Origin of the sequence: Mycobacterium sp. 29Ha (genome assembly GCF_032883055.1) — a bacterium.
GTDB classification, from domain to species: domain Bacteria; phylum Actinomycetota; class Actinomycetes; order Mycobacteriales; family Mycobacteriaceae; genus Mycobacterium; species Mycobacterium gallinarum.
The window spans coordinates 16,256-34,648 of the sequence record NZ_JAMQTI010000006.1; the positions used below are offsets into that span (position 1 = coordinate 16,256).

The window sequence follows — 18,393 nt, forward strand, 5'->3', positions numbered from 1 at the left end:
TCGCATGGCGGGATACGTCCTCGACCCCGCGAGACCGGTGCTGTTGCGGCCCGACGGCGTCGTGCAGGTGGGCTGGGATCCACGGCGGGCGGTCCTGGTCCGTCCACCGACGGGAATGACCGCGCGCACGCTGGCTGATCTGCTCCGCCGCCTGCAGTCCGGCGCGACCCTGGCACAGCTCGACGAACACGCCAATGGGATCGGGACGCACGCCGTGGCGGAGCTGGTCTCGTCTCTGGTCGACGCCGCGGTCGTGACGAGCACTTCCCGACGGCGCACCCGGGCCGCGTCCATCCGAATCCACGGCCGAGGTCCGCTGTCGGACCTGCTCGCCTCGGCACTGCGGTGCTCGGGTGCCCTCATCACGCAGAGCAGCCGCACCCATGCCGGTGCGCCCGCCGACTTGGCGGTGTTGGCCGACTTCCTGGTGTCAGACCCGCGGGTGGTGCGTGACCTGCACGCCGACGGGGTGCCCTATCTTCCGGTGCGAGTGCGCGACGGTGTCGGCCTCGTCGGACCGTTGGTGCTACCCGGGGTGACGTCCTGCCTGGAATGCGCGGATCTGCATCGCAGCGACCGGGATTCGGCCTGGCCGGCGGTCGCTGCACAGCTACGCGACACCGTCGGCAGCGCCGACCGGGCGACGGTGCTGGCGACCGCGGCGCTGGCGCTCAACCAGGTCGAGTGTGTCGTGCGCGCGGTGCACGGCGGCCTTGACATGGCCGACACCGCGGAGCCGCCCTCGACGTTGAACACCACCTTGGAGTTCGACGTGAACGTCGGCACCATCGCCGCGCGCCATTGGCCGAAGCATCCGCGCTGCGGCTGCTGACAACGCTCGTAGGCAAGTCGTTGCGGTGCGCTCAGCATCGTCAGGGATGATGGACTGGTGAGCGAGATCAAGCGGGGGCGAGCTGCGCGCAATGCCAAGCTGGCGGGACTGGGTGCCGGCATGGCCGGCCGTGCCGCGCTGGGCTTCGGCAAACGCCTGACCGGCAAAGACAAGGACGAGGTCAACGCGGAGCTGATGGACAAGGCCGCCCAGCAGCTGTTCACCGTTCTGGGCGAGCTCAAGGGCGGCGCCATGAAGGTCGGCCAGGCGTTGTCGGTCATGGAGGCCGCCATCCCCGAGCGATACGGCAAGCCGTACCGCGAAGCGCTGACCAAACTGCAGCGAGAGGCCCCGCCGCTACCCGCCGCCAAGGTCCACCGCGTCCTCGACGGACAACTGGGCACCAAGTGGCGCGATCGGTTGACCTCTTTCGACGACAAGGCCGTCGCGTCGGCCAGCATCGGTCAGGTGCACAAGGCAGTGTGGGCCGACGGCCGCGAGGTCGCGGTCAAGATCCAGTACCCGGGAGCCGATGAGGCTCTGCGCGCCGATCTCAAGACCATTCAGCGGTTGGTCAGCGTATTCAAGCAGCTCGCCCCTGGGGCCGATATCCAAGGCGTTGTCGATGAGCTGATCGAACGCACGGAGATGGAACTCGACTACCGGCTGGAGGCGGACAACCAACGCGCGTTCGCGAAAGCGTATGACGGGCACCCTCACTTCGTGGTCCCGCACATCGTGGCCAGCGCACCAAAGGTGGTGATCCAGGAATGGATCGAAGGTGTCCCGATGTCGGTGATCATTCGCGAGGGCACGCAGGAACAGCGCGACTTGATGGCCACCCGATTGTTCGAGCTGACCTACGACGCGCCGAAGCGTCTCGAGATGATGCACGGCGACACGCATCCGGGAAATTTCATGCTGTTGCCCGACGGAAAAATGGGTGTCATCGACTTCGGTGCGGTTGCGCCGATGCCGGGCGGTATACCCCCCGAAATCGGTATGGCCACGCGTTACGCGCTCAACGATGAGTACGACAACCTGCTGGCGGCCATGCAGGCGATCGGTTTCGTCCAGAAGGGCGAGCATGTGTCCAAACGCGAGATGGACGAGATGATGAAGCAGTACGTGGAGCCACTCGAGGTTGAGGTCTTCCACTACACGCGCAAATGGCTGCAGCGCAACACTGTAGGGAACCTTTCACCCGACCGCGCCGCGGGCCAGCTCAAGGCCGCGCGACAGATGGACATTCCGTCCAAGCTGGCGATCCCGATGCGGGTGATCGCGTCCAACGTCGCGATCGCGTGTCAGCTCGACGCGCATGTTCCAGCCAAACGCCTTGCGACAGAGCTGATCCCGGGCTTCGCCGACGAAGCGGCGTGATACCGCGATCGGGCCGGGGCAACCCGGCAGAGCTCACGCCGCTGCCGGGCTGTCCTCGGTGTTCTTGCGTGGCCGACCCCTTGGGCGCTTGCGCTCGATGATGAGGCCGCGATCGAAGATCTCGCCACCCCAGACGCCCCACGGTTCCGCGCGCTCGAGCGCGGCCGCCAGGCACTCGCGCCGGATCGGGCATGCGCCACACAGCGACTTGGCGCGTTCCAATTCGACCGGGCTCTCGGCGAACCACAGGTCGGGGTCGTTCAGGTGACAGGGCACCGCCAGCTTTGTCCGTTGTCGGCATGTCCCGAGTGACATGTCCAGTCCTCCAGCTTCCTGGTCGTCGGTTTCGTATCTCATCGGTCTTTTCGATGGATCCTGACCAGGTCTTTCGGTGTCCGACTGACTCCCAAAAAACTTTGGCCACGGATCCGGTGACTGCGGGTCCGTGGCCTTTGGGCGAAATCGTGGCTTACCTAGATGGTGCCCCGATTCACGGACTCTTCAGTCGCGGTGGCGGTGCGGCGCTTGCGCTGCGGGGAAATAGCAGCTGCGGCACCCGCGGCGACGTACGCCATGGCGGGATGCTCAGCGGCAGCGGGGACACGGAGGGTCCACGAACCGCCGGCGATGCCTACGGCGTCAAAAGCATTGATGCTCGACATGTTCTCGGGACCCTCCTTTCACACGACAAATCACACGGCTGGTGTGTGCGATCTTGAGGCTAAGCGTAACAGGGAAAACTGACAACTGATTTTCTGACCTGCGGCTTTGGCACGATTTTTACGAGGATTGGCGGTGTCCGCTGTCGCCGGCGGGGCCGCTGCGGCCTTTCACCAGTGCGAGAACGTCGGCGCCGTACTGCTCCAGCTTGCGCGCACCGATGCCGGGAATCGCCACCAGCGCGGCGTCGTCGCCAGGCAACGTCTCGGCGATCGCGATCAACGTGTTGTCGGTGAACACCACGTATGCAGGCACGCTCAACTCTTTGCTGGTGCGCAGCCGCCAGTCTTTGAGCTCCGCGAGCAGGTTCTCGTCTATATCGGACGGGCACGCCTCGCAGCGACGCAGCACGATCGCCGCAGGGGCCGTCAGGGCGGCGTTGCACACGCGGCAGCGCGGCGCAGCGCCCTTGGGCCGACGCGGCTTGCTGGGGCTGCTGTCCGCCGACACCTGCGGTGCGACACCGTTGAGGAACCGCGACGGCTTACGGCTCTGTCGCCCACCAGGAGCTCTGGCCAGCGCCCAGCTCAGCGCCAAATGCATTCGCGCCCTTGTGATTCCGACATAGAGCAGCCGACGCTCCTCTTCGACCGGCTCACTGTCTGGCCCGTGCGCCAATGCATGGGAGATCGGCAGCGTGCCGTCGGCGAGACCGACGAGGAACACCGCGTCCCACTCCAGACCCTTGGCGGCATGCAGCGACGCGAGCGTAACGCCTTGGACGACGGGCGGGTGCCGTGCGTCGGCGCGCTGCCGAAGCTCGACGAGCAGAGCGCGCAGGTCCAGCGACGGGCGCTGCGCGACCTCCTCGTCGACGAGTTCGGCGAGCGCGGTCAGGGCCTCCCACCGCTCGCGAGCCTTGGTGCCGGCCGGCGGTTCGGCGGTCAGGCCCAGCGGCTCAAGCACGGCGCGGACGATCTCCGGCAGTGGTCCGTCGACATCGCGGTCGGCGGCGCGCTGCAGCGCCACCAGCGATTGGCGGATCTCCTGGCGGCTGAAGAACCCCTCGCCGCCGCGCACTTGGAACGGGATGCCCGCCTCCGTCAACGCCTCCTCGTAGACCTCGGACTGCGCGTTGATGCGGTACAGCACCGCAATCTCGGCGGCTTCGGTACCCGCCCCGATGAGTCGCTTGACGCTCTTCGCGACGGCGGCGGCCTCAGCGACCTCGTCACGGTGTTCGGCGAACGTGGGCACCGGGCCGGGGTCACGCTGGCCGACCAGGTGCAGCTTGCTGCCGGCCATCCGGCCGCGGGCCGCGGCGATGACGCGGTTGGCCAGCGACACCACCTGCGGAGTAGAGCGGTAGTCGCGCTCCAGCCGAACCACCGCGGCGTCGGGAAAGCGCCGCGAGAAGTCGAGCAGATACTGCGGTGTCGCGCCGGTGAACGAGTAGATCGTCTGGTTGGCATCGCCGACGACGGTGAGGTCGTCGCGGTCGCCCAGCCATGCGTCGAGCACACGCTGCTGCAGCGGTGTGACGTCCTGGTATTCGTCGACCACGAAACAGCGGTACCGATCGCGGAATTCCTGGGCCACGGCCGCGTCGTTCTCGATTGCGGCGGCGGTGTGCAACAGCAGGTCGTCAAAGTCGAGCAGTGTTGTCCCGTCGCGGCGGGCCTTGAGCGTCTCGTATCCCGCGTACACCGCCGCGACTTTGGCCGCGTCGAAGGGGATGTCACGTCCTGCCTTCGCGACGGCGGCGGGATAAGTCTCCGGACTGATCAAAGATCCCTTGGCCCATTCGATTTCGCTCGCGAGGTCGCGGACGTCGTCGGTACTGGCATTGAGCCCGGCGCGGTTGGCGGACTGTGCGACGACGGCGAACTTCGTGTCCAGCAGCTCCCACCCGGTGTTGCCGACGACGCGGGGCCAGAAATACGCCAACTGACGGCGGGCCGCGGCGTGAAACGTCATCGCCTGAACCGACGCGGTGCCGACGCCATCATCGAGCGCACGCAGCCGGGCACGCATCTCACCGGCGGCGCGCTGGGTGAACGTCACTGCCAGCACCTGTCCCGGTGCGACGTGCCCGGCGGATACGAGGTGGCCGATGCGACGGGTGATGGTGCGCGTCTTTCCGGTGCCCGCGCCGGCCAGCACACAGACCGGACCGCGGGGGGCGAGCACGGCCTCGCGCTGCTCGTCGTCGAGGTCGTCGATGATGCGCGCGCATGCGACCTCTAACGGCATGCGGACCATCTTGTCAGGGTGGGCCGACAAATCCGGGGCATGCCGCGGGCATGTTCGGCGCATCGACTACGTTGACTGCGATATGAGTGCTGAGTTGACCATGTACACCACCTCGTGGTGCGGCTATTGCGTACGCCTGAAGAAGGTGCTGAAGACCGAGGGCATCGCGTTCGCCGAGGTCGACATCGAGGCCGATCCCGCTGCGGCGGAGTTCGTCGCATCCGCGAACGGCGGCAATCAGACGGTGCCGACGCTGAAGTTCCCCGACGGCTCGACACTGACCAACCCCAGCGGAGCCGAGGTCAAGAAAAAGCTCGGGCGCTAGTCCCCTTAGCCGCGAGCAGACGCAAAACTGCCTTATTTCCCATAGAAATGGGCACTTTTGCGTCTGCTCGCGCAGGAGAAGTCAGTCCAGCGCCGCCCAGGACTCGATGATTTCGCGGGCGATCGAGATCGATCCGGGTAACAGCAGGCGGGACGGCGAGTCGCTACTCCAGTCGCCGTCGGCCAGCGCGGCGCGGACCTCGTCTCTGGTGAACCAGGCCGCCTCCGCGATTTCGCCGTCGTTGAACGAGAACTCCTGCTCGGGATCCCCGATCGCGTGGAAACCGACCATGAGTGATCGCGGAAACGGCCACGGCTGGCTACCGAGGTACTGGACATCGGTGACGTCCAACCCGATCTCTTCGGCGATCTCGCGCACGACGCACGATTCGAACGACTCCCCCGCCTCGACGAATCCGGCCAGCAGCGAGAACAGCCGCTCTGGCCACACCGTCTGACGGGCCAGCACCGCGCGGTCGTGGCCGTCATGAACGAGACAGATCACCGCTGGGTCGATGCGCGGAAACTCCTCGTGGCCGGCGGCGGCGTTGACCCTGGCCCAGCCGCCCCTGATCGGCTTCGTTGGCGCGCCGTCGATGGCGCTGAACCGTGCGCTGTCATGCCAATTCAGCAGGGCGGTGGCGGTCGCGACGAGCTGCGCGCTGACGTCGTCGAAGATCGGGCCCGCACGACGAAGGTCAAGGACCTCGGTTTCGGTGTGCGGATCTTCGGGCCCCTCCAGCGCCGCGCGGATCCCCCACACGTGCGAGCCGTCGGCGAGCCGCCCGAGGAACACGGCGTTCTCGGGAGGCTTGGCACCCAAGTCGGCGGCCTTGCCCAATACGACGCTGCCGTTGGCGATCAGCACCTGATTGCGGCGGTCGACCCGCAGCACGCGGGCATCGGCCCAGCCGGCCAGCGCCGCGTCGACGTCGGTACGCAGCGTGTCGGACCGGTCAGCACCGACGCGGGAGAGCAGCGGGATGTTGCGGAGCCGGAAGCCGCCAGTCATCACCGCTCCGCGTCCGCGCTGCGGATGTACAGCAGCCGGTCGCCGTTCTCGAGTGCGTCGACCCGCTCGTCGTCGACGCGCACGAGCTTTCCGTCACGCACCACGCCGAGCACGATGTCGGTGTTGTGCCTCGGCGATCCGCCGACCTCTTTGGGATTGACTTCGCGTTCGGCGATCGCGAAGCCGGCGTCGGGAGTGAGAAGGTCTTCCATCATCTCGACAACGCTGGGGGTCTGGACGGCGATGCCGAGTAGACGTCCGGACGTCTCGGAGGTGACCACGGTCGAGTCGGCGCCGGCCTGCTCGAGCAGATGCTGGTTCTCGGCCTCCCGCACCGCGGCGATGATCTTGGCGCCCGGCGCCAGTTCGCGGGCCGTGAGAGTGACGAGGACGGCGCTGTCGTCCCTGTTGGTCGCGACGATGATCGCCTTGGCGTGCTGCGCACTGGCCAGCCGCAGAACTTCAGAGTCGGTCGCACTGCCGCGTACGGTGACGAGCCCGGCGCTCTTGGCGCGTTCGAGCGCGACCGGGTCCTCGTCGACGACGACGATGTCGGCCGGCGCCACCTCGTCGCCGATCATCGCGGCGGCCGCGGTCCTACCCTTCGTGCCGTAGCCCACGATGATGATGTGGTTGCGCACCTTGTTCCTCCATCGCTGGATTTGGTAGACCTGCCGCGACTGCGTGGTGAGGGTTTCGACCGTCGTGCCGATCAGCACGATGAGGAACGCGACCCGCATCGGCGTGATCACCAGGACGTTGATGAGTCGCGCCTGGGGGGTGATCGGTGTGATGTCGCCGTACCCGGTCGTCGACAGTGACACCGTCGCGTAATACAGGCAGTCCAGGAAGGACAGTTCGTTGTCCTGAGAATCGCGATAGCCGTCGCGATCGAGATAGACGATGACGACGACGGCAAACAGAAACAGCAGAGCGTAAATGACACGGGTGGTGATGCGCCGCGCGGGGCTGACCGGTTCGGTCGGGATCTGCACCGTCTCGGTCAGCGCGTGGACCGGCTGATCGGCCAGCGACTGGTCGAATCGGCGAAGCCGACGGCGCAATCTTCCCTTAGCCATCAGAACCAGTCATCGCTGGAAGTCGGCGCACGCCATTATGTAACCATGACCACCCCCTTGCCCGAACTGCAGCAGATCGCCAATCCGAAACGAGCACACCTGATGGGCGCCGGCCTGCTCGGCATGGGCGTCCTCCATTTCGTGGCGCCCAAACCGTTCGACACGATCATCCCGGAGGAACTGCCGGGCAGCGCACGCTTCTACACCTATGCCTCCGGCGTCGGCGAATTGGCGGTGGGCGGCCTGCTGCTGGCACCGAAGACCCGCCGCCTCGGCGCGCTGGCGGCCATCGCTTTGTTCGTCGGCGTGTTCCCCGGGAACGTGAACATGGTCCGGCTGTGGAAAGACAAGCCCCTCCCCATGAGGCTGGGGGCGATGGCCCGCCTGCCTTTGCAGATCCCGATGATCACCGAGGCGCTCAAGATCTATCGCTCGACTAAGCCGCAGTAGCCCATCCCAGTAGCGCCAGCAGGCCGGCGGTGCCGGGCAGATCGTCGGGGGTGACGGTCAGCCCGCTGCGCACGTAGTGAAACGACGCGCGCACCGATCCGACCGGGCAGCCTTGCAGTGCGGCCCACGCCAGCCGGTAGACGGCGAGCTGAACGGCCGCGTGCTGCTTGGCTTCCGGCGAGTCCGGCGGGTCACCTGTCTTCCAGTCGACGACGGTCGCACCGCCGTCGTCGTCGGCGAAGACCGCGTCGATCCGTCCGCGCACCACACGCCCGCCGAGCACCATGTCGAACGGCACCTCAACATCGATCGGGGTCCGGCCGGCCCACGGCGACACCGCGAACGCCGCCTGCAGTTCGGCGAGTTCGTCGGCGACCGTGGTGGCGTGATCCATTGCGCCGGGCAGATCGTCGAGATCGAAGAGCCGGTCGGCGTGGTAGAAGCGCTGTACCCAATCATGAAACGCGGTGCCCAGTAAAGCATGTGGATCCGGTCGGCTGGGCAGCCGGCGTCGCAGCCGCTGTGCCGCCAGGTCGGGGTTGCGACCTAGTTCGACCATCGCGCTGACCGACAGCTGTGCGGGCAGCGGCGGCACCGGACGTTCGACGGCCCTGTTGCGTTCGGCCAGCAGGGCGTCGACATCGGATGCCCAGCCCTCGTCGCTCTCCGCGGGCGCGTCACCGTTGTCGACCGACATGGCTTTGGCGACGAGCTCGGCGCCCTTACCCACGTCATCGCGGCGTGTGCCCGCGGGGTCGGCGGGCCAGACGGCCTCAACGACGTTGTCTCGCAACGGGTTGGGTTCGCCGTCGGCCGGTGCGGGGGCCCACTGCTCGACGACGCCGCAGGGTTCGCCGGCCGCATCCGCCTGCTCGATGATCTCCTTGAGCTCGTCGAGGAACGCCGACGGACCGCGCGGCTTGGACTCCGTCGCTCCCCAATGGTGGCCGGACAGCAGCAGCGTGTCCTCCGCGCGGGTGATTGCCACGTACAGCAGCCGTCGCTCCTCGTCGATGCGACGCTGCGCCAGGCTGTCCTTGTGGTCAGCTATCTTGTCCGACAGCTTCTTTCGATCGTTGACGTCGGAGGTGTCCAGGACCGGGACACCGTGCTCCGACAGCGTTGCCCGATCGCCGCGCAGCAGCGGTGGCAGATCGCCCGCGTCGGTGAGCCATGTCCGCGCAGAGGCGGTCGACGGGAACACCCGGCCGCTGAGATGCGGGACCGCCACCACCTGCCATTCCAACCCCTTGGCGGCATGCACGGTGAGGATCTGCACCCGGTCGTCGGCGACTGACACTTCCGCAGGTGCCAGACCGTTCTCCACCTGCTCGGCCGCATCGAGGTAGGCCAGCAGGCCGGCGACCGTCGCGCCCGGACGGCTCGCGAAGTCGGCCACCACGTCGGCGAATGCATCGAGATGTTCGGTGCCCGCCCACCCGGCCGAAACCCGCCGCGACGCACGAACCTCGGTATCCACCCCGAGCACCCGCCGCACCTCGGCGACCAGTTCGGGCAGCGGATGCGTCAGATGCCCACGCAGCGTGGTCAGTTCGCGGCCCAATTCCACGATGCGTGCATACCCCGCCGGTGAGTACGCGGCGGCGGGACCCGGATCGCCGACGGCATCCGTCAGGCAGGCGGTGTCAGCATCGGGTGCGGCTTGCGCGACGACCCGATCCGCCGCCGCACCGTCCTCGGGCTTGCCGATGTCGTCGAGCTCGACGGCACGCCGCCACAGCGCCGTGACGTCACGCGCACCCAGCCGCCAGCGCGGCCCGGTGAGCACGCGCATGGCGGCCGCACCGGCGATGGGGTCGGCGACCATCCGCAACATCGCCACCACGTCGGCGACCTCGGGCACCCCGAGCAACCCGGCCAGTCCGACGACCTCGACCGGTACGCCGCGCGCGGTGAGCGCATCGGCGATCGGTGCGGCATCGGCGTTACGCCGCACCAACACCGCAGCCGTTGGCGCGGCGACACCGCCACCGCGTGCCTCGTGGTAGATCCGCGCCAAATGGTCTGCCACCCAGTCGCGTTCGGAGACCACGTCGGACAGCAGTGCGCACCGGACGGTGCCCGGGGCCGCATTGGGCTTGGGCCGCAGCTCGCGTACGGCCACGGAACGGCGCCGCGCCTCAGCGGACACCGCGTTCGCCAAATGCAGGGTGTCCGGCGGGTTACGCCAGCTGGTGCGAAGTTCCAGGGTGGGCGCGGGGCTACCGTCGGAATACGGGAAATCGGTGGTGAACCGCGGGAGGTTGGTGGCGGACGCACCGCGCCAGCCGTAGATCGACTGGATCGGATCACCGACAGCGGTCAGGGCCAGCTCGTCGTCGACTCCGCCGCCGAACAACGCCGACAGCGCGACTCGCTGGGCGTGGCCGGTGTCCTGATATTCGTCAAGCAGCACAACCCGATACCGACTTCTCAGCTGCTCGCCGACCTGCGGGAAAGTCGACGCCAACCGCGCCGCCGATGCCATCTGCATGCCGAAGTCCATGACTTTCTGCTCGCGCATCCGCCGGTGTAGCGCATCGATCAACGGGACGAGTTGTGTGCGTTCCGTCTGGGTGGCCAGCAACCGCAGCAGCCACTGGCTGGGCCCGCGGTCCCGCTGGTACGGGCCCGCGGGCAGGGTGTGCACCAGCCGCTCGAGCTCGACGTGGGTGTCGCGCAACTGCTCGGTGTCGACGAGGTGTTCTGCCAGTTGGCCCGCGAGGCGGAGCACCATCGCCGTCAGCGCGGCCGGCGTCTTGTCGGTGTCGAGGCGTTGTGGATGCTCGCACACGACCCGAAAAGCCAACTGCCACATTTCGGTTTCGCTCAGCAGGCGGGTATCCGGTTCGACTGGGAGCAGCAGGCCGTGCTCGCGCAACAGGTTTCCGGCGAACGCGTGATAGGTGCTGACGGTGGCCGGATCGTCGGTGATGTCGGACAGCCCGGGGCCGGTGGGAACGAGGCCCGCGCCCGCGAGCCTGGCCAGCCTGGTCCGGACACGACGTAGCAGCTGCCCGGCCGCCTTGCGGGTGAACGTCAGGCCGAGCACCTCGCCCGGACTGGCGTAGCCATTGGCGACCAGCCAAACCACCCGCGCGGCCATCGTCTCCGTCTTGCCGGCCCCGGCGCCGGCGATGACGACCAACGGCCCCGGCGGCGCGGCGATCACGGCGGCCTGCTCGTCGGTGGGGGCGAAAAGCCCGAGCGCCGAAGCAAGTTCGTCAGGGCTGTAGCGCGGGTTCACCGCTGACCTCCGGCCGGCGTCTGCACCGGGCACATCTTCTGCACCGGGCAGTGCGCACAACCATCGTTGATCCGCGCGACGTATTGCGGGCCCTGCGTGGCTGCCGCTGCGGCCTGCACCTTCGCCCGCCACGCCGCGTGGGATTCCGGCGTCAGCGCGTCCTGCTGACGCTCGGCCGCATTGCCACCACTGGTCTTGCCGAGATACACCAGCTTGCCGCCGCCGGGCTCATCCCCTTGCGGCAGCAGCCCTTCGGCGATGGCCAACTGATACATCGCGAGCTGGGCGTGCCGCTGAGCCTCGTCCTTGGTGACCGGACTCTTGCCGGTCTTGACGTCGACGACCACCAGCCGTCCCTCGCTGTCGCGTTCCAGCCGGTCCAGCCGACCGCGGATCCGCACTCCGGGGCCTTCACCCGTCGGTTCGACGATCTCGCCCGCGACGTCGACCTCGGTGCCGGCCTCGGTCAGCTGATCGCGGCTCTGCACCCGCCAATGTGAGAACGTCGACAGCATCAACCGGTGGCGCTTCAACTCGTTCTCCGAATGCCACTGCGCGTCGAACGGCAGTTTTTCCCATACCTTTTCGAGTTCGTTGAGCATTTGATTCTCGGTCTTTCCAGGATCGGCGACCAATGCGTGCAGCAGCGAGCCGATCGCCGACCGCACATCGCGTGCGTCGTTGCCGCCGTGGCGTTCGAGCAGCCAGCGCAGCGGGCAGTCCGTCAGCATCTGCAGCGTCGACGGCGACAACGTCACGGTGTGGTCGTCGCCGCACCACAGCGGTTCGTCGGTGGAGAGCGGCGTGGTGGCGTACCACTGTCTAGGGTCGGCACCGGGTACGCCACCCTGCGCCAAGCGGGCCAGTTGTGCTGCCGCGCAGGCGCGTACGCCCTCGTCGACATCGTCGGACGGGGCGCAGACCACCGCACGCAGACGCCCGACCACGGCTGTCGGCGCCAGCACCTTCGGTGCGTGCACCGGAACCGGGGGCTCGGGATCGGGATCGGTGGCCAGCGAGGTCAATTCGTAGCAGAACGGCGACGGCAGCATCGACTCGTCGCCGCAATCGCTGTCGACGGCGGTCACCAGCAGCCGGTTGCGGGTGCGGCCCATCGCCGCGATAAGCAGCCTGCGCTCCTCGGCGAGCAGCGGCGCGCGCGTCGAGACCGCCCTGTCGTTCGGCGTCACCACCCCGTCGAGTACGTCGACCAGCTGCTGCGTTCCCAGCACGCCCCCGCGGGGGATCATGTTGGGCCACAGCCCTTCCTGCAGTCCCGCGATGACGACGAACTCCCACTCCCCACCGAGCGCCGCATGCGCGCTCAACACCGGAACCGCCTCGGCCGCGGCGCGGTCCTCGCGGGATGCGGACGGCAGGCCGAGAGCGCTGACATGATCGAGGAGTCCGCGCAACGATGCGCCCGCGGTGCGATTCACGTACTGCTCGGCGATGTCGAAGAACGCGGTGACGGCATCGAGGTCGCGGTCGGCCTGGGCGCCCGCCGCGCCGCCGCGTTCACTGGCCGTCAGCCACCGCCGCTGCAGACCGGACCGGTGCCACGCCTGCCAGAGTGTGTAGCGCGGATCGCCACCCTCGGACGCGGAGCGGCGCGCGGCGGCCAGCACCGCGCGGACCCGGCGCAGGGGCCGGGCGAGTTCCGCCGACAGTCCCTCGGTGTCAGCGTCGGCCTGCAGGACGTCGACCAGCAGGTCGCCGAGTTCGCGGGGCGGCTGCGAGCCGTCCAAACGACGGAGCGCCCGTCGCAGCTGCCGCAGCGACACGGGGTCGACCCGGCCGATGGGCCCGGTCAGCAATGACAGCGCCTGCGCCCCGTCAAGCTCGCGTTCGGTCGCCTCCAACACTGTCAGCAGGGCCTGCACCGACGGCTGGTCGGCGAGCGGCCCGGTGGGGGTCGGCACGTCCACGGGCACCCCCGCGGTCGTCAAAGCACGCGCGAGCGCCGACCCCAGCCGCGGCACGGATCGCACGATCACCGCCATCTGGGACCACGGCACCCCGTCGATCAGGTGAGCGCGCCGCAGCGCATCGGCGATCACCGCGGATTCGGCGTGCGGCGACGCCGCGATGCGCACGGTCACCGAGCCGCGGTCTCCGTCGACGCCGTCGACACGGCGCGCATCGTCAGCACCCGGCAGCCGCTGGGCAACTGCGGTGATCGCTCGAGCTATGGCGGGCGCGCAGCGGCGAGACTCGGTCAGGGTAATCGTCGGCTCCTCGCCGCGTAGCAGCGCGGGATCGGCTCCCCGGTAACCGAATACCGACTGATTCGGGTCACCGGCGAGGATGGTGAGATGGGCTCCGACTGATAGCACCCGGATGAGCCGGGCCGCCTGTGGATCCAGATGTTGAGCGTCGTCGACCAGGAGCAGTTTGATGCGTGCACGCTCGGCGGCCAGCAGATCGTCGTCGGTCGCCAGCGCTTCCAACGCCGCACCCACCAGTTCGGCGGCGCCCAGCGCGGGCACGGTGGCCTGCGGCGCGGCCATTCCGACCGCCGAACGCAGCAGCATGATCTGTTCGTAGGCCTGGGCGAACTGTCCGGCCGCCAGCCATTCGGGTCGGCCGGCCCGCCGCCCGATGCGCTGCAGCTCGACGGGATCCACACCGCGTTCGGTGCAGCGTGCCATCAGGTCACGGAGTTCGTTGGCGAATCCGACGGTGCTCAGCGCGGGCCGCAGCTGCGGGGGCCATGCCACGACCGACCGATCGCCGTCTTCGAGATCGCCGGCGAGGAGTTCGCGGATGATGCCGTCCTGTTCGGCACTGGTGATCAACCGCGGCGGCGGATCACCCTTGCGCTGCGCGGCGAGACGCAACACCGCGAATGCATAGGAGTGCAACGTGCGGACCAATGGTTCGCGGACGACTGCGCGAGTGCCCGCCTCGAGCAGTGCCGACGTGATCGCGGCGCGCGCCTGCACGCCGAGGCGCGCCGAACCCGTCAGCAGCAGAACCGATTCCGGCTCCGTGCCGGCCGCGATGTGGGCCGCAGCGACATCGACGAGCAGAGTGCTCTTGCCGGTGCCGGCTCCCCCGAGCACCCTTACCACGCCGCGCATTCCGGGTTCGGTGAGCGCGGTCGGCGTCAGATCGGTGTGCGGTGCGGACATGCCGAAATGACACCATGGGGGTCCGACAAGTCAGCGTGTTGCGCCGCCTAGCGGAGGGGTGGCGGCGCGAACGTCGATGTCGTGGGCGGTGCCGCGGGTGGGGGTGCCACGGTTGCGTTTCCGGACGGCTGCGGCGCCACCGGCAGCCGTGGAGTGGGTGGGGTTTCGGTGGCGCGCTCCGTCGGCGGCGTCGCGGTTGGGCGTGGGACGACGTCCCCTGGCGGCGGCGGTGGTGGTGCGGTCGCCGCGGGCGCAGGTCCCGCTCCTCCACCAGGTGGAACCGGCCCGGCACCTCCCGGCGCCGCGCACACCGTGTCGCCCCGCTCGGATCCGGTCGCAACATTCGAGCCGCCGGCATCTATACAGCACTTCAGCCTTTCGCTTTCAAACCCCGCCCACGCCATGCACCAGTCGTAATACTGCTGATCCCATCCCCCGCCGCCGGATGGATCGCTCGGTGCGGCGCCTGCAAGGCTGGGATATCCCAGGGCAATGGCGGCCACCATGACCGCCGGTGTCAGCAGTCGGAGCTTGCTGGGGATAGTGACGTTCATCGGTCGTCCTTTCGCCGGTGCCGCCTGGCGCCTGTCACGGCGAGGGCGAAGTTCCCTCACAGTGCTTTGCGCAGGTGTTCATGTCACGATGCTGGCGCGGACTCGGCGCCGACGCATGGGGCAACTGCCTCAAATTCGGACTCGCACACTCGCATTCGACTCCGCCGCGGAGTGCGGCCTGCACGTCAAGTCACTGCAGACCGCCCCCACCGGCGCGAGGTGGCCCATGCAGCCCATAGCATCGATGTCGTGACCGCTCTGTACGTCCACCGCTACGGCCCACCGGGTCCGATAGAGGTCCTGGCCATCCACGGGCTCACCGGCCACGGGCAGCGGTGGCAGACCCTGGCCACGCGGCACCTGGCCGAATTCGCGGTTGCCGCACCGGACCTGCTGGGCCACGGCCGCTCGTCATGGGCCGCTCCCTGGACCATCGACGCCAACGTCGCGGCACTGGCCGCGCTGCTCGACGCTCCAACCGTGGTCGTCGGGCATTCGTTCGGCGGCGCCGTGGCACTGGCCCTGGCTGCGTCCCGTCCGGATCTGGTGTCCGCGCTGGTGCTGCTCGACCCCGCGGTGGGCCTGGACGGCGGCTGGATGCGCGACATCGCCGACGACATGCTGGCTTCACCCGACTACACCGACCGTGCCGAGGCGCGCGACGAGAAGGCCTACGGTTCGTGGGGTGACGTGGACCCCGGGGAACTGGATCGCGAACTCGACGAGCACCTCATCGAGCAGGCCAACGGGCGCGTCGGCTGGCGCATCAGCATCCCGGCGATGATGTCGTACTGGAGCGAGCTGTCCCGGCCAATCGCCTTCCCGCCCAGCACTATTCCCACCACGATGGTCCGGGCGAGCAGGACCAGCCCGCCGTATGTCACCGATGATCTGATCACAGGACTGGCAGCCGAGCGCGATCTCACGCTGATGGACTTCGACTGCGACCACATGGTCGCTCAAGCGCTCCCCGTCGAGACGGCGGCGGTGATCCGCAAGGCCCTCGGGTAGATGGCGGCCATCACCGACGAACAGGTCGAGACCGTGCGCGCCCTCGTGGCGTCCATCCCGCCGGGACGCGTATCGACCTACGGCGACATCGCCGACGTCGCGGGTCTTTCCAGCCCCCGGATCGTCGGCTGGATCATGCGCACCGATTCGTCGGATCTGCCCTGGCATCGCGTGATCCGCGCCTCGGGACGCCCGGCAGCACACCTGACCACCCAGCAGTTGGAGTTGCTGAGGGCCGAAGGTGTGCTGGCCGAGGACGGTCGGATCCCGTTGCGCGATGTGCGTCACGAGTTCTAGCCGTCAGAGGATCAGGCGCACCAACGCAGCTGTGCGTGCCAGGCCTGGAAACGCCGCGGCCGTCGACCGCGGATGCAGCGCGTGGACCGCGAGACGGAACATCAACGCGCGCAACAACATCTGTGGCCACTCCGGCAGGGGGCTCCACCGTTCGATGAGCCCGTCGTCGGCCTCACCCCATGACAACGCGTCGACGACCACCACTCCGGCAGCCCACGGTGCCGGCCGCCAATACGGCGTGATGTCGGTGATCCCCGGGGCCGCCGTACCGGCGAAAAGCACTGTGCCGTAGAGGTCTCCGTGGACCAGCTGGCTAGGACTCTTGGTCGGCCTGCGCAGTGCGGCCAACTGACCGATCAGCTCAACGGACTTTTGGCCGTCCGCGGACCCGGGCGACACCCGCGCGCCCGGCGGCAGCGAGTGCAGGGGACGCTCTTCCCATGCGGCCCGGTCGGCGGCTATGAACACGTCGACGTCGGCCCACGGCGCCACCGGCGGCTGAGTCAGGAAACGCGGACGCTCGAGCTTGGCCGTCGCCTCGTGCAGCCGCACGGCCGCAGACACCACTTCGTCGTGACGCGGCTCCGGGGTCCCCGCGACGAAGGTGTCGGCGCGCCAGCCCGCCACCACGTACCGGCCGTCGGTCGAGCGCACGGGCCTGGCCAGGCGCACACCGTCGACGAACAGGGTCTCGCGCACCTTGGCCGACCATGCTGCACGCGCGTGGTCGGCGACCATCGACAGCACGACCTCACCGCAGCGCCAGCCGCCCTCCCAGCTCGACCCGAGCGGCACAGGTTGAACTCCGCTCAACCCGAACCCCGCCAGCACATGATCGGGCGGTTGCTCGACACTCACCGCATCAGCGTAAGCGCAGGTCGGGCAAACGGGCCGTTAGTACATCACCATGTCGGGTTCGAGTTGCTTTCCCCAGGCGACGATGCCGCCCTGCACGTGCTTCGCGTCGGAGAAGCCGGCTTTCTTGACGATGGCCAGCACCTCGGCCGAGCGCACGCCGGTCTTGCAGTAGAACACCGGGGTGCGGTCCACCTGCAGTTTGGAAAGTGCTTCACCCGTTTCAAACGCACCCTTGGGGATCAGCTCAGCGCCCTCGATGTGGTTGATGTCCCATTCGACGGGTTCGCGCACGTCGATCAGCGCCAGCGGTTTGCCGGTGTCCAACAGCTCACGCAGTTCACGCGGGGTGATCGTGGAGTCGGCAGCGGCCTCGGCCGCAGCCTCGGACACCACGCCGCAGAACTCCTCGTAGTCGATGAGCTCGGTGATCTTCGGGATGGCCGGGTCCTTGCGGATCTTGATCGTGCGATACGTCATGTCGAGTGCGTCGTACACCATCAGCCGGCCGAGCAATGGCTCACCGATGCCCGTGATCAGCTTGATGGCCTCGGTGCCCATCACCGAGGCGATGGACGCGCACAGAATGCCCAGCACGCCGCCCTCGGCGCAGGACGGCACCATCCCCGGCGGCGGCGGCTCGGGGTACAGGTCGCGGTAGTTCAGGCCCAACCCGTCGGGCGCGTCCTCCCAGAAGACCGATACCTGACCCTCGAACCGGTAGATCGAGCCCCAGACGTACGGCTTGCCCGCCAGCACCGCGGCGTCGTTGACCAGATAGCGGGTGGCGAAGTTGTCGGTGCCGTCGAGGATCAGGTCGTACTGCTCGAAGAGTTCGACGGCGTTGTCCGGCTCGAGCCGAAACTCGTGCAGGTGCACCTCGACCAGCGGGTTGACCTCGAGGATGGAATCGCGCGCGCTTTCGGCCTTCGACCGGCCGATATCGGACTGGCCGTGGATGATCTGACGTTGCAGGTTCGATTCGTCGACCACGTCGAACTCGACGATCCCGATCTTTCCCACCCCGGCGGCGGCCAGGTACAGCAAGGTCGGCGAACCCAGCCCGCCCGCGCCGATGACGAGCACCTTGGCGTTCTTGAGCCGCTTCTGCCCGTCCAGACCGAGGTCCGGAATGATGAGGTGGCGGCTGTAGCGCTGCACCTCTTCACGCGTGAGTTCGGCCGCCGGTTCTACCAGCGGCGGCAACGCTGTCGTCACCGAATGCTCCTTGATTGGCTGTGCTGCCCCAACAATAGGCACATTCCACAACAGCGAATGCATCGCGAGGCTTCCCGCAAGGCG

16 protein-coding genes are annotated in these 18,393 nt (G+C 68.1%); 6 read left to right on the forward strand and 10 right to left on the reverse strand.

Annotated features, from left to right (window positions below):
• The first annotated feature begins 4 nt into the window (after nucleotides 1–4).
• Nucleotides 5–832 (forward strand): cyclodehydratase, encoded by an 828-nt coding sequence (locus M1248_RS09270; protein WP_317148168.1) that lies wholly within the window; start codon nucleotides 5–7, stop codon nucleotides 830–832.
• Between the two features lie 36 nt (nucleotides 833–868).
• Entirely contained in the window at nucleotides 869–2,215 is a 1,347-nt protein-coding gene (locus M1248_RS09275) for an ABC1 kinase family protein (RefSeq protein WP_163738521.1), read from the forward strand.
• A gap of 33 nt (nucleotides 2,216–2,248) precedes the next feature.
• Here the strand turns inward: M1248_RS09275 and M1248_RS09280 are convergent, their stop codons facing one another.
• The 3 genes from M1248_RS09280 to M1248_RS09290 all read right to left on the reverse strand — a co-directional run bounded on the left by M1248_RS09280 (nucleotide 2,249) and on the right by M1248_RS09290 (nucleotide 5,128).
• Nucleotides 2,249–2,530 carry a WhiB family transcriptional regulator gene (locus M1248_RS09280; RefSeq protein ID WP_163738517.1) on the reverse strand — a complete coding sequence of 94 codons (282 nt, stop codon included), beginning with the start codon at nucleotides 2,528–2,530 and terminating at the stop codon, nucleotides 2,249–2,251.
• Nucleotides 2,531–2,688: 158 nt separating this feature from the next.
• Nucleotides 2,689–2,877: a hypothetical protein gene (locus M1248_RS09285; RefSeq protein ID WP_083125066.1), complete on the reverse strand. Its 189-nt coding sequence runs from the start codon at nucleotides 2,875–2,877 to the stop codon at nucleotides 2,689–2,691.
• Nucleotides 2,878–2,995: 118 nt separating this feature from the next.
• Complete coding sequence (locus M1248_RS09290; protein WP_317148169.1) at nucleotides 2,996–5,128, reverse strand: ATP-dependent DNA helicase UvrD2; 2,133 nt, start codon at nucleotides 5,126–5,128, stop codon at nucleotides 2,996–2,998.
• 82 nt (nucleotides 5,129–5,210) lie between these two features.
• Between M1248_RS09290 and M1248_RS09295 the strand changes: the two genes are divergently transcribed.
• Nucleotides 5,211–5,453, forward strand: coding sequence for a mycoredoxin (locus tag M1248_RS09295; protein WP_163736379.1), 243 nt, complete (start codon nucleotides 5,211–5,213; stop codon nucleotides 5,451–5,453).
• Nucleotides 5,454–5,534: 81 nt separating this feature from the next.
• Here the strand turns inward: M1248_RS09295 and nudC are convergent, their stop codons facing one another.
• Together nudC and M1248_RS09305 are read right to left on the reverse strand one after the other, a co-directional pair.
• Nucleotides 5,535–6,464 (reverse strand): NAD(+) diphosphatase, encoded by a 930-nt coding sequence (gene nudC, locus M1248_RS09300; protein ID WP_317148170.1) that lies wholly within the window; start codon nucleotides 6,462–6,464, stop codon nucleotides 5,535–5,537.
• A complete protein-coding gene (locus tag M1248_RS09305) occupies nucleotides 6,464–7,543 on the reverse strand; it encodes a potassium channel family protein (RefSeq protein ID WP_317148171.1) in 1,080 nt (359 codons plus the stop codon). The genes nudC and M1248_RS09305 overlap by 1 nt, the downstream gene beginning before the upstream one ends.
• Nucleotides 7,544–7,588: 45 nt before the next feature.
• Between M1248_RS09305 and M1248_RS09310 the strand changes: the two genes are divergently transcribed.
• Nucleotides 7,589–7,993, forward strand: coding sequence for a MauE/DoxX family redox-associated membrane protein (locus M1248_RS09310; RefSeq protein ID WP_317148172.1), 405 nt, complete (start codon nucleotides 7,589–7,591; stop codon nucleotides 7,991–7,993).
• Here the strand turns inward: M1248_RS09310 and M1248_RS09315 are convergent.
• The 3 genes from M1248_RS09315 to M1248_RS09325 are packed head-to-tail and all read right to left on the reverse strand — an operon-like array spanning nucleotide 7,980 to nucleotide 14,928.
• Nucleotides 7,980–11,240, reverse strand: coding sequence for an ATP-dependent DNA helicase (locus M1248_RS09315; protein WP_317148282.1), 3,261 nt, complete (start codon nucleotides 11,238–11,240; stop codon nucleotides 7,980–7,982). The genes M1248_RS09310 and M1248_RS09315 overlap by 14 nt on opposite strands.
• Nucleotides 11,237–14,374, reverse strand: coding sequence for an ATP-dependent DNA helicase (locus M1248_RS09320; RefSeq protein ID WP_317148173.1), 3,138 nt, complete (start codon nucleotides 14,372–14,374; stop codon nucleotides 11,237–11,239). The genes M1248_RS09315 and M1248_RS09320 overlap by 4 nt, the downstream gene beginning before the upstream one ends.
• A gap of 47 nt (nucleotides 14,375–14,421) precedes the next feature.
• On the reverse strand, nucleotides 14,422–14,928 hold the full coding sequence (locus M1248_RS09325; RefSeq protein ID WP_317148174.1) for a hypothetical protein: 507 nt from the start codon (nucleotides 14,926–14,928) through the stop codon (nucleotides 14,422–14,424).
• A 249-nt stretch (nucleotides 14,929–15,177) separates the two neighbouring features.
• On the opposite strand from M1248_RS09325, the gene M1248_RS09330 reads away from it, so the two are divergent.
• Nucleotides 15,178–15,939, forward strand: coding sequence for an alpha/beta hydrolase (locus M1248_RS09330; RefSeq protein ID WP_317148175.1), 762 nt, complete (start codon nucleotides 15,178–15,180; stop codon nucleotides 15,937–15,939).
• On the forward strand, nucleotides 15,940–16,236 hold the full coding sequence (locus tag M1248_RS09335; protein ID WP_317148176.1) for an MGMT family protein: 297 nt from the start codon (nucleotides 15,940–15,942) through the stop codon (nucleotides 16,234–16,236).
• Nucleotides 16,237–16,239: 3 nt separating this feature from the next.
• On the opposite strand, the gene M1248_RS09340 is transcribed toward M1248_RS09335, so the two are convergent.
• Nucleotides 16,240–17,094 (reverse strand): TIGR02569 family protein, encoded by an 855-nt coding sequence (locus M1248_RS09340; protein ID WP_317148177.1) that lies wholly within the window; start codon nucleotides 17,092–17,094, stop codon nucleotides 16,240–16,242.
• A 36-nt stretch (nucleotides 17,095–17,130) separates the two neighbouring features.
• A complete protein-coding gene (gene moeZ / locus M1248_RS09345; RefSeq protein ID WP_163736355.1) occupies nucleotides 17,131–18,309 on the reverse strand; it encodes an adenylyltransferase/sulfurtransferase MoeZ in 1,179 nt (392 codons plus the stop codon).
• Between the last annotated feature and the right edge of the window lie 84 nt (nucleotides 18,310–18,393).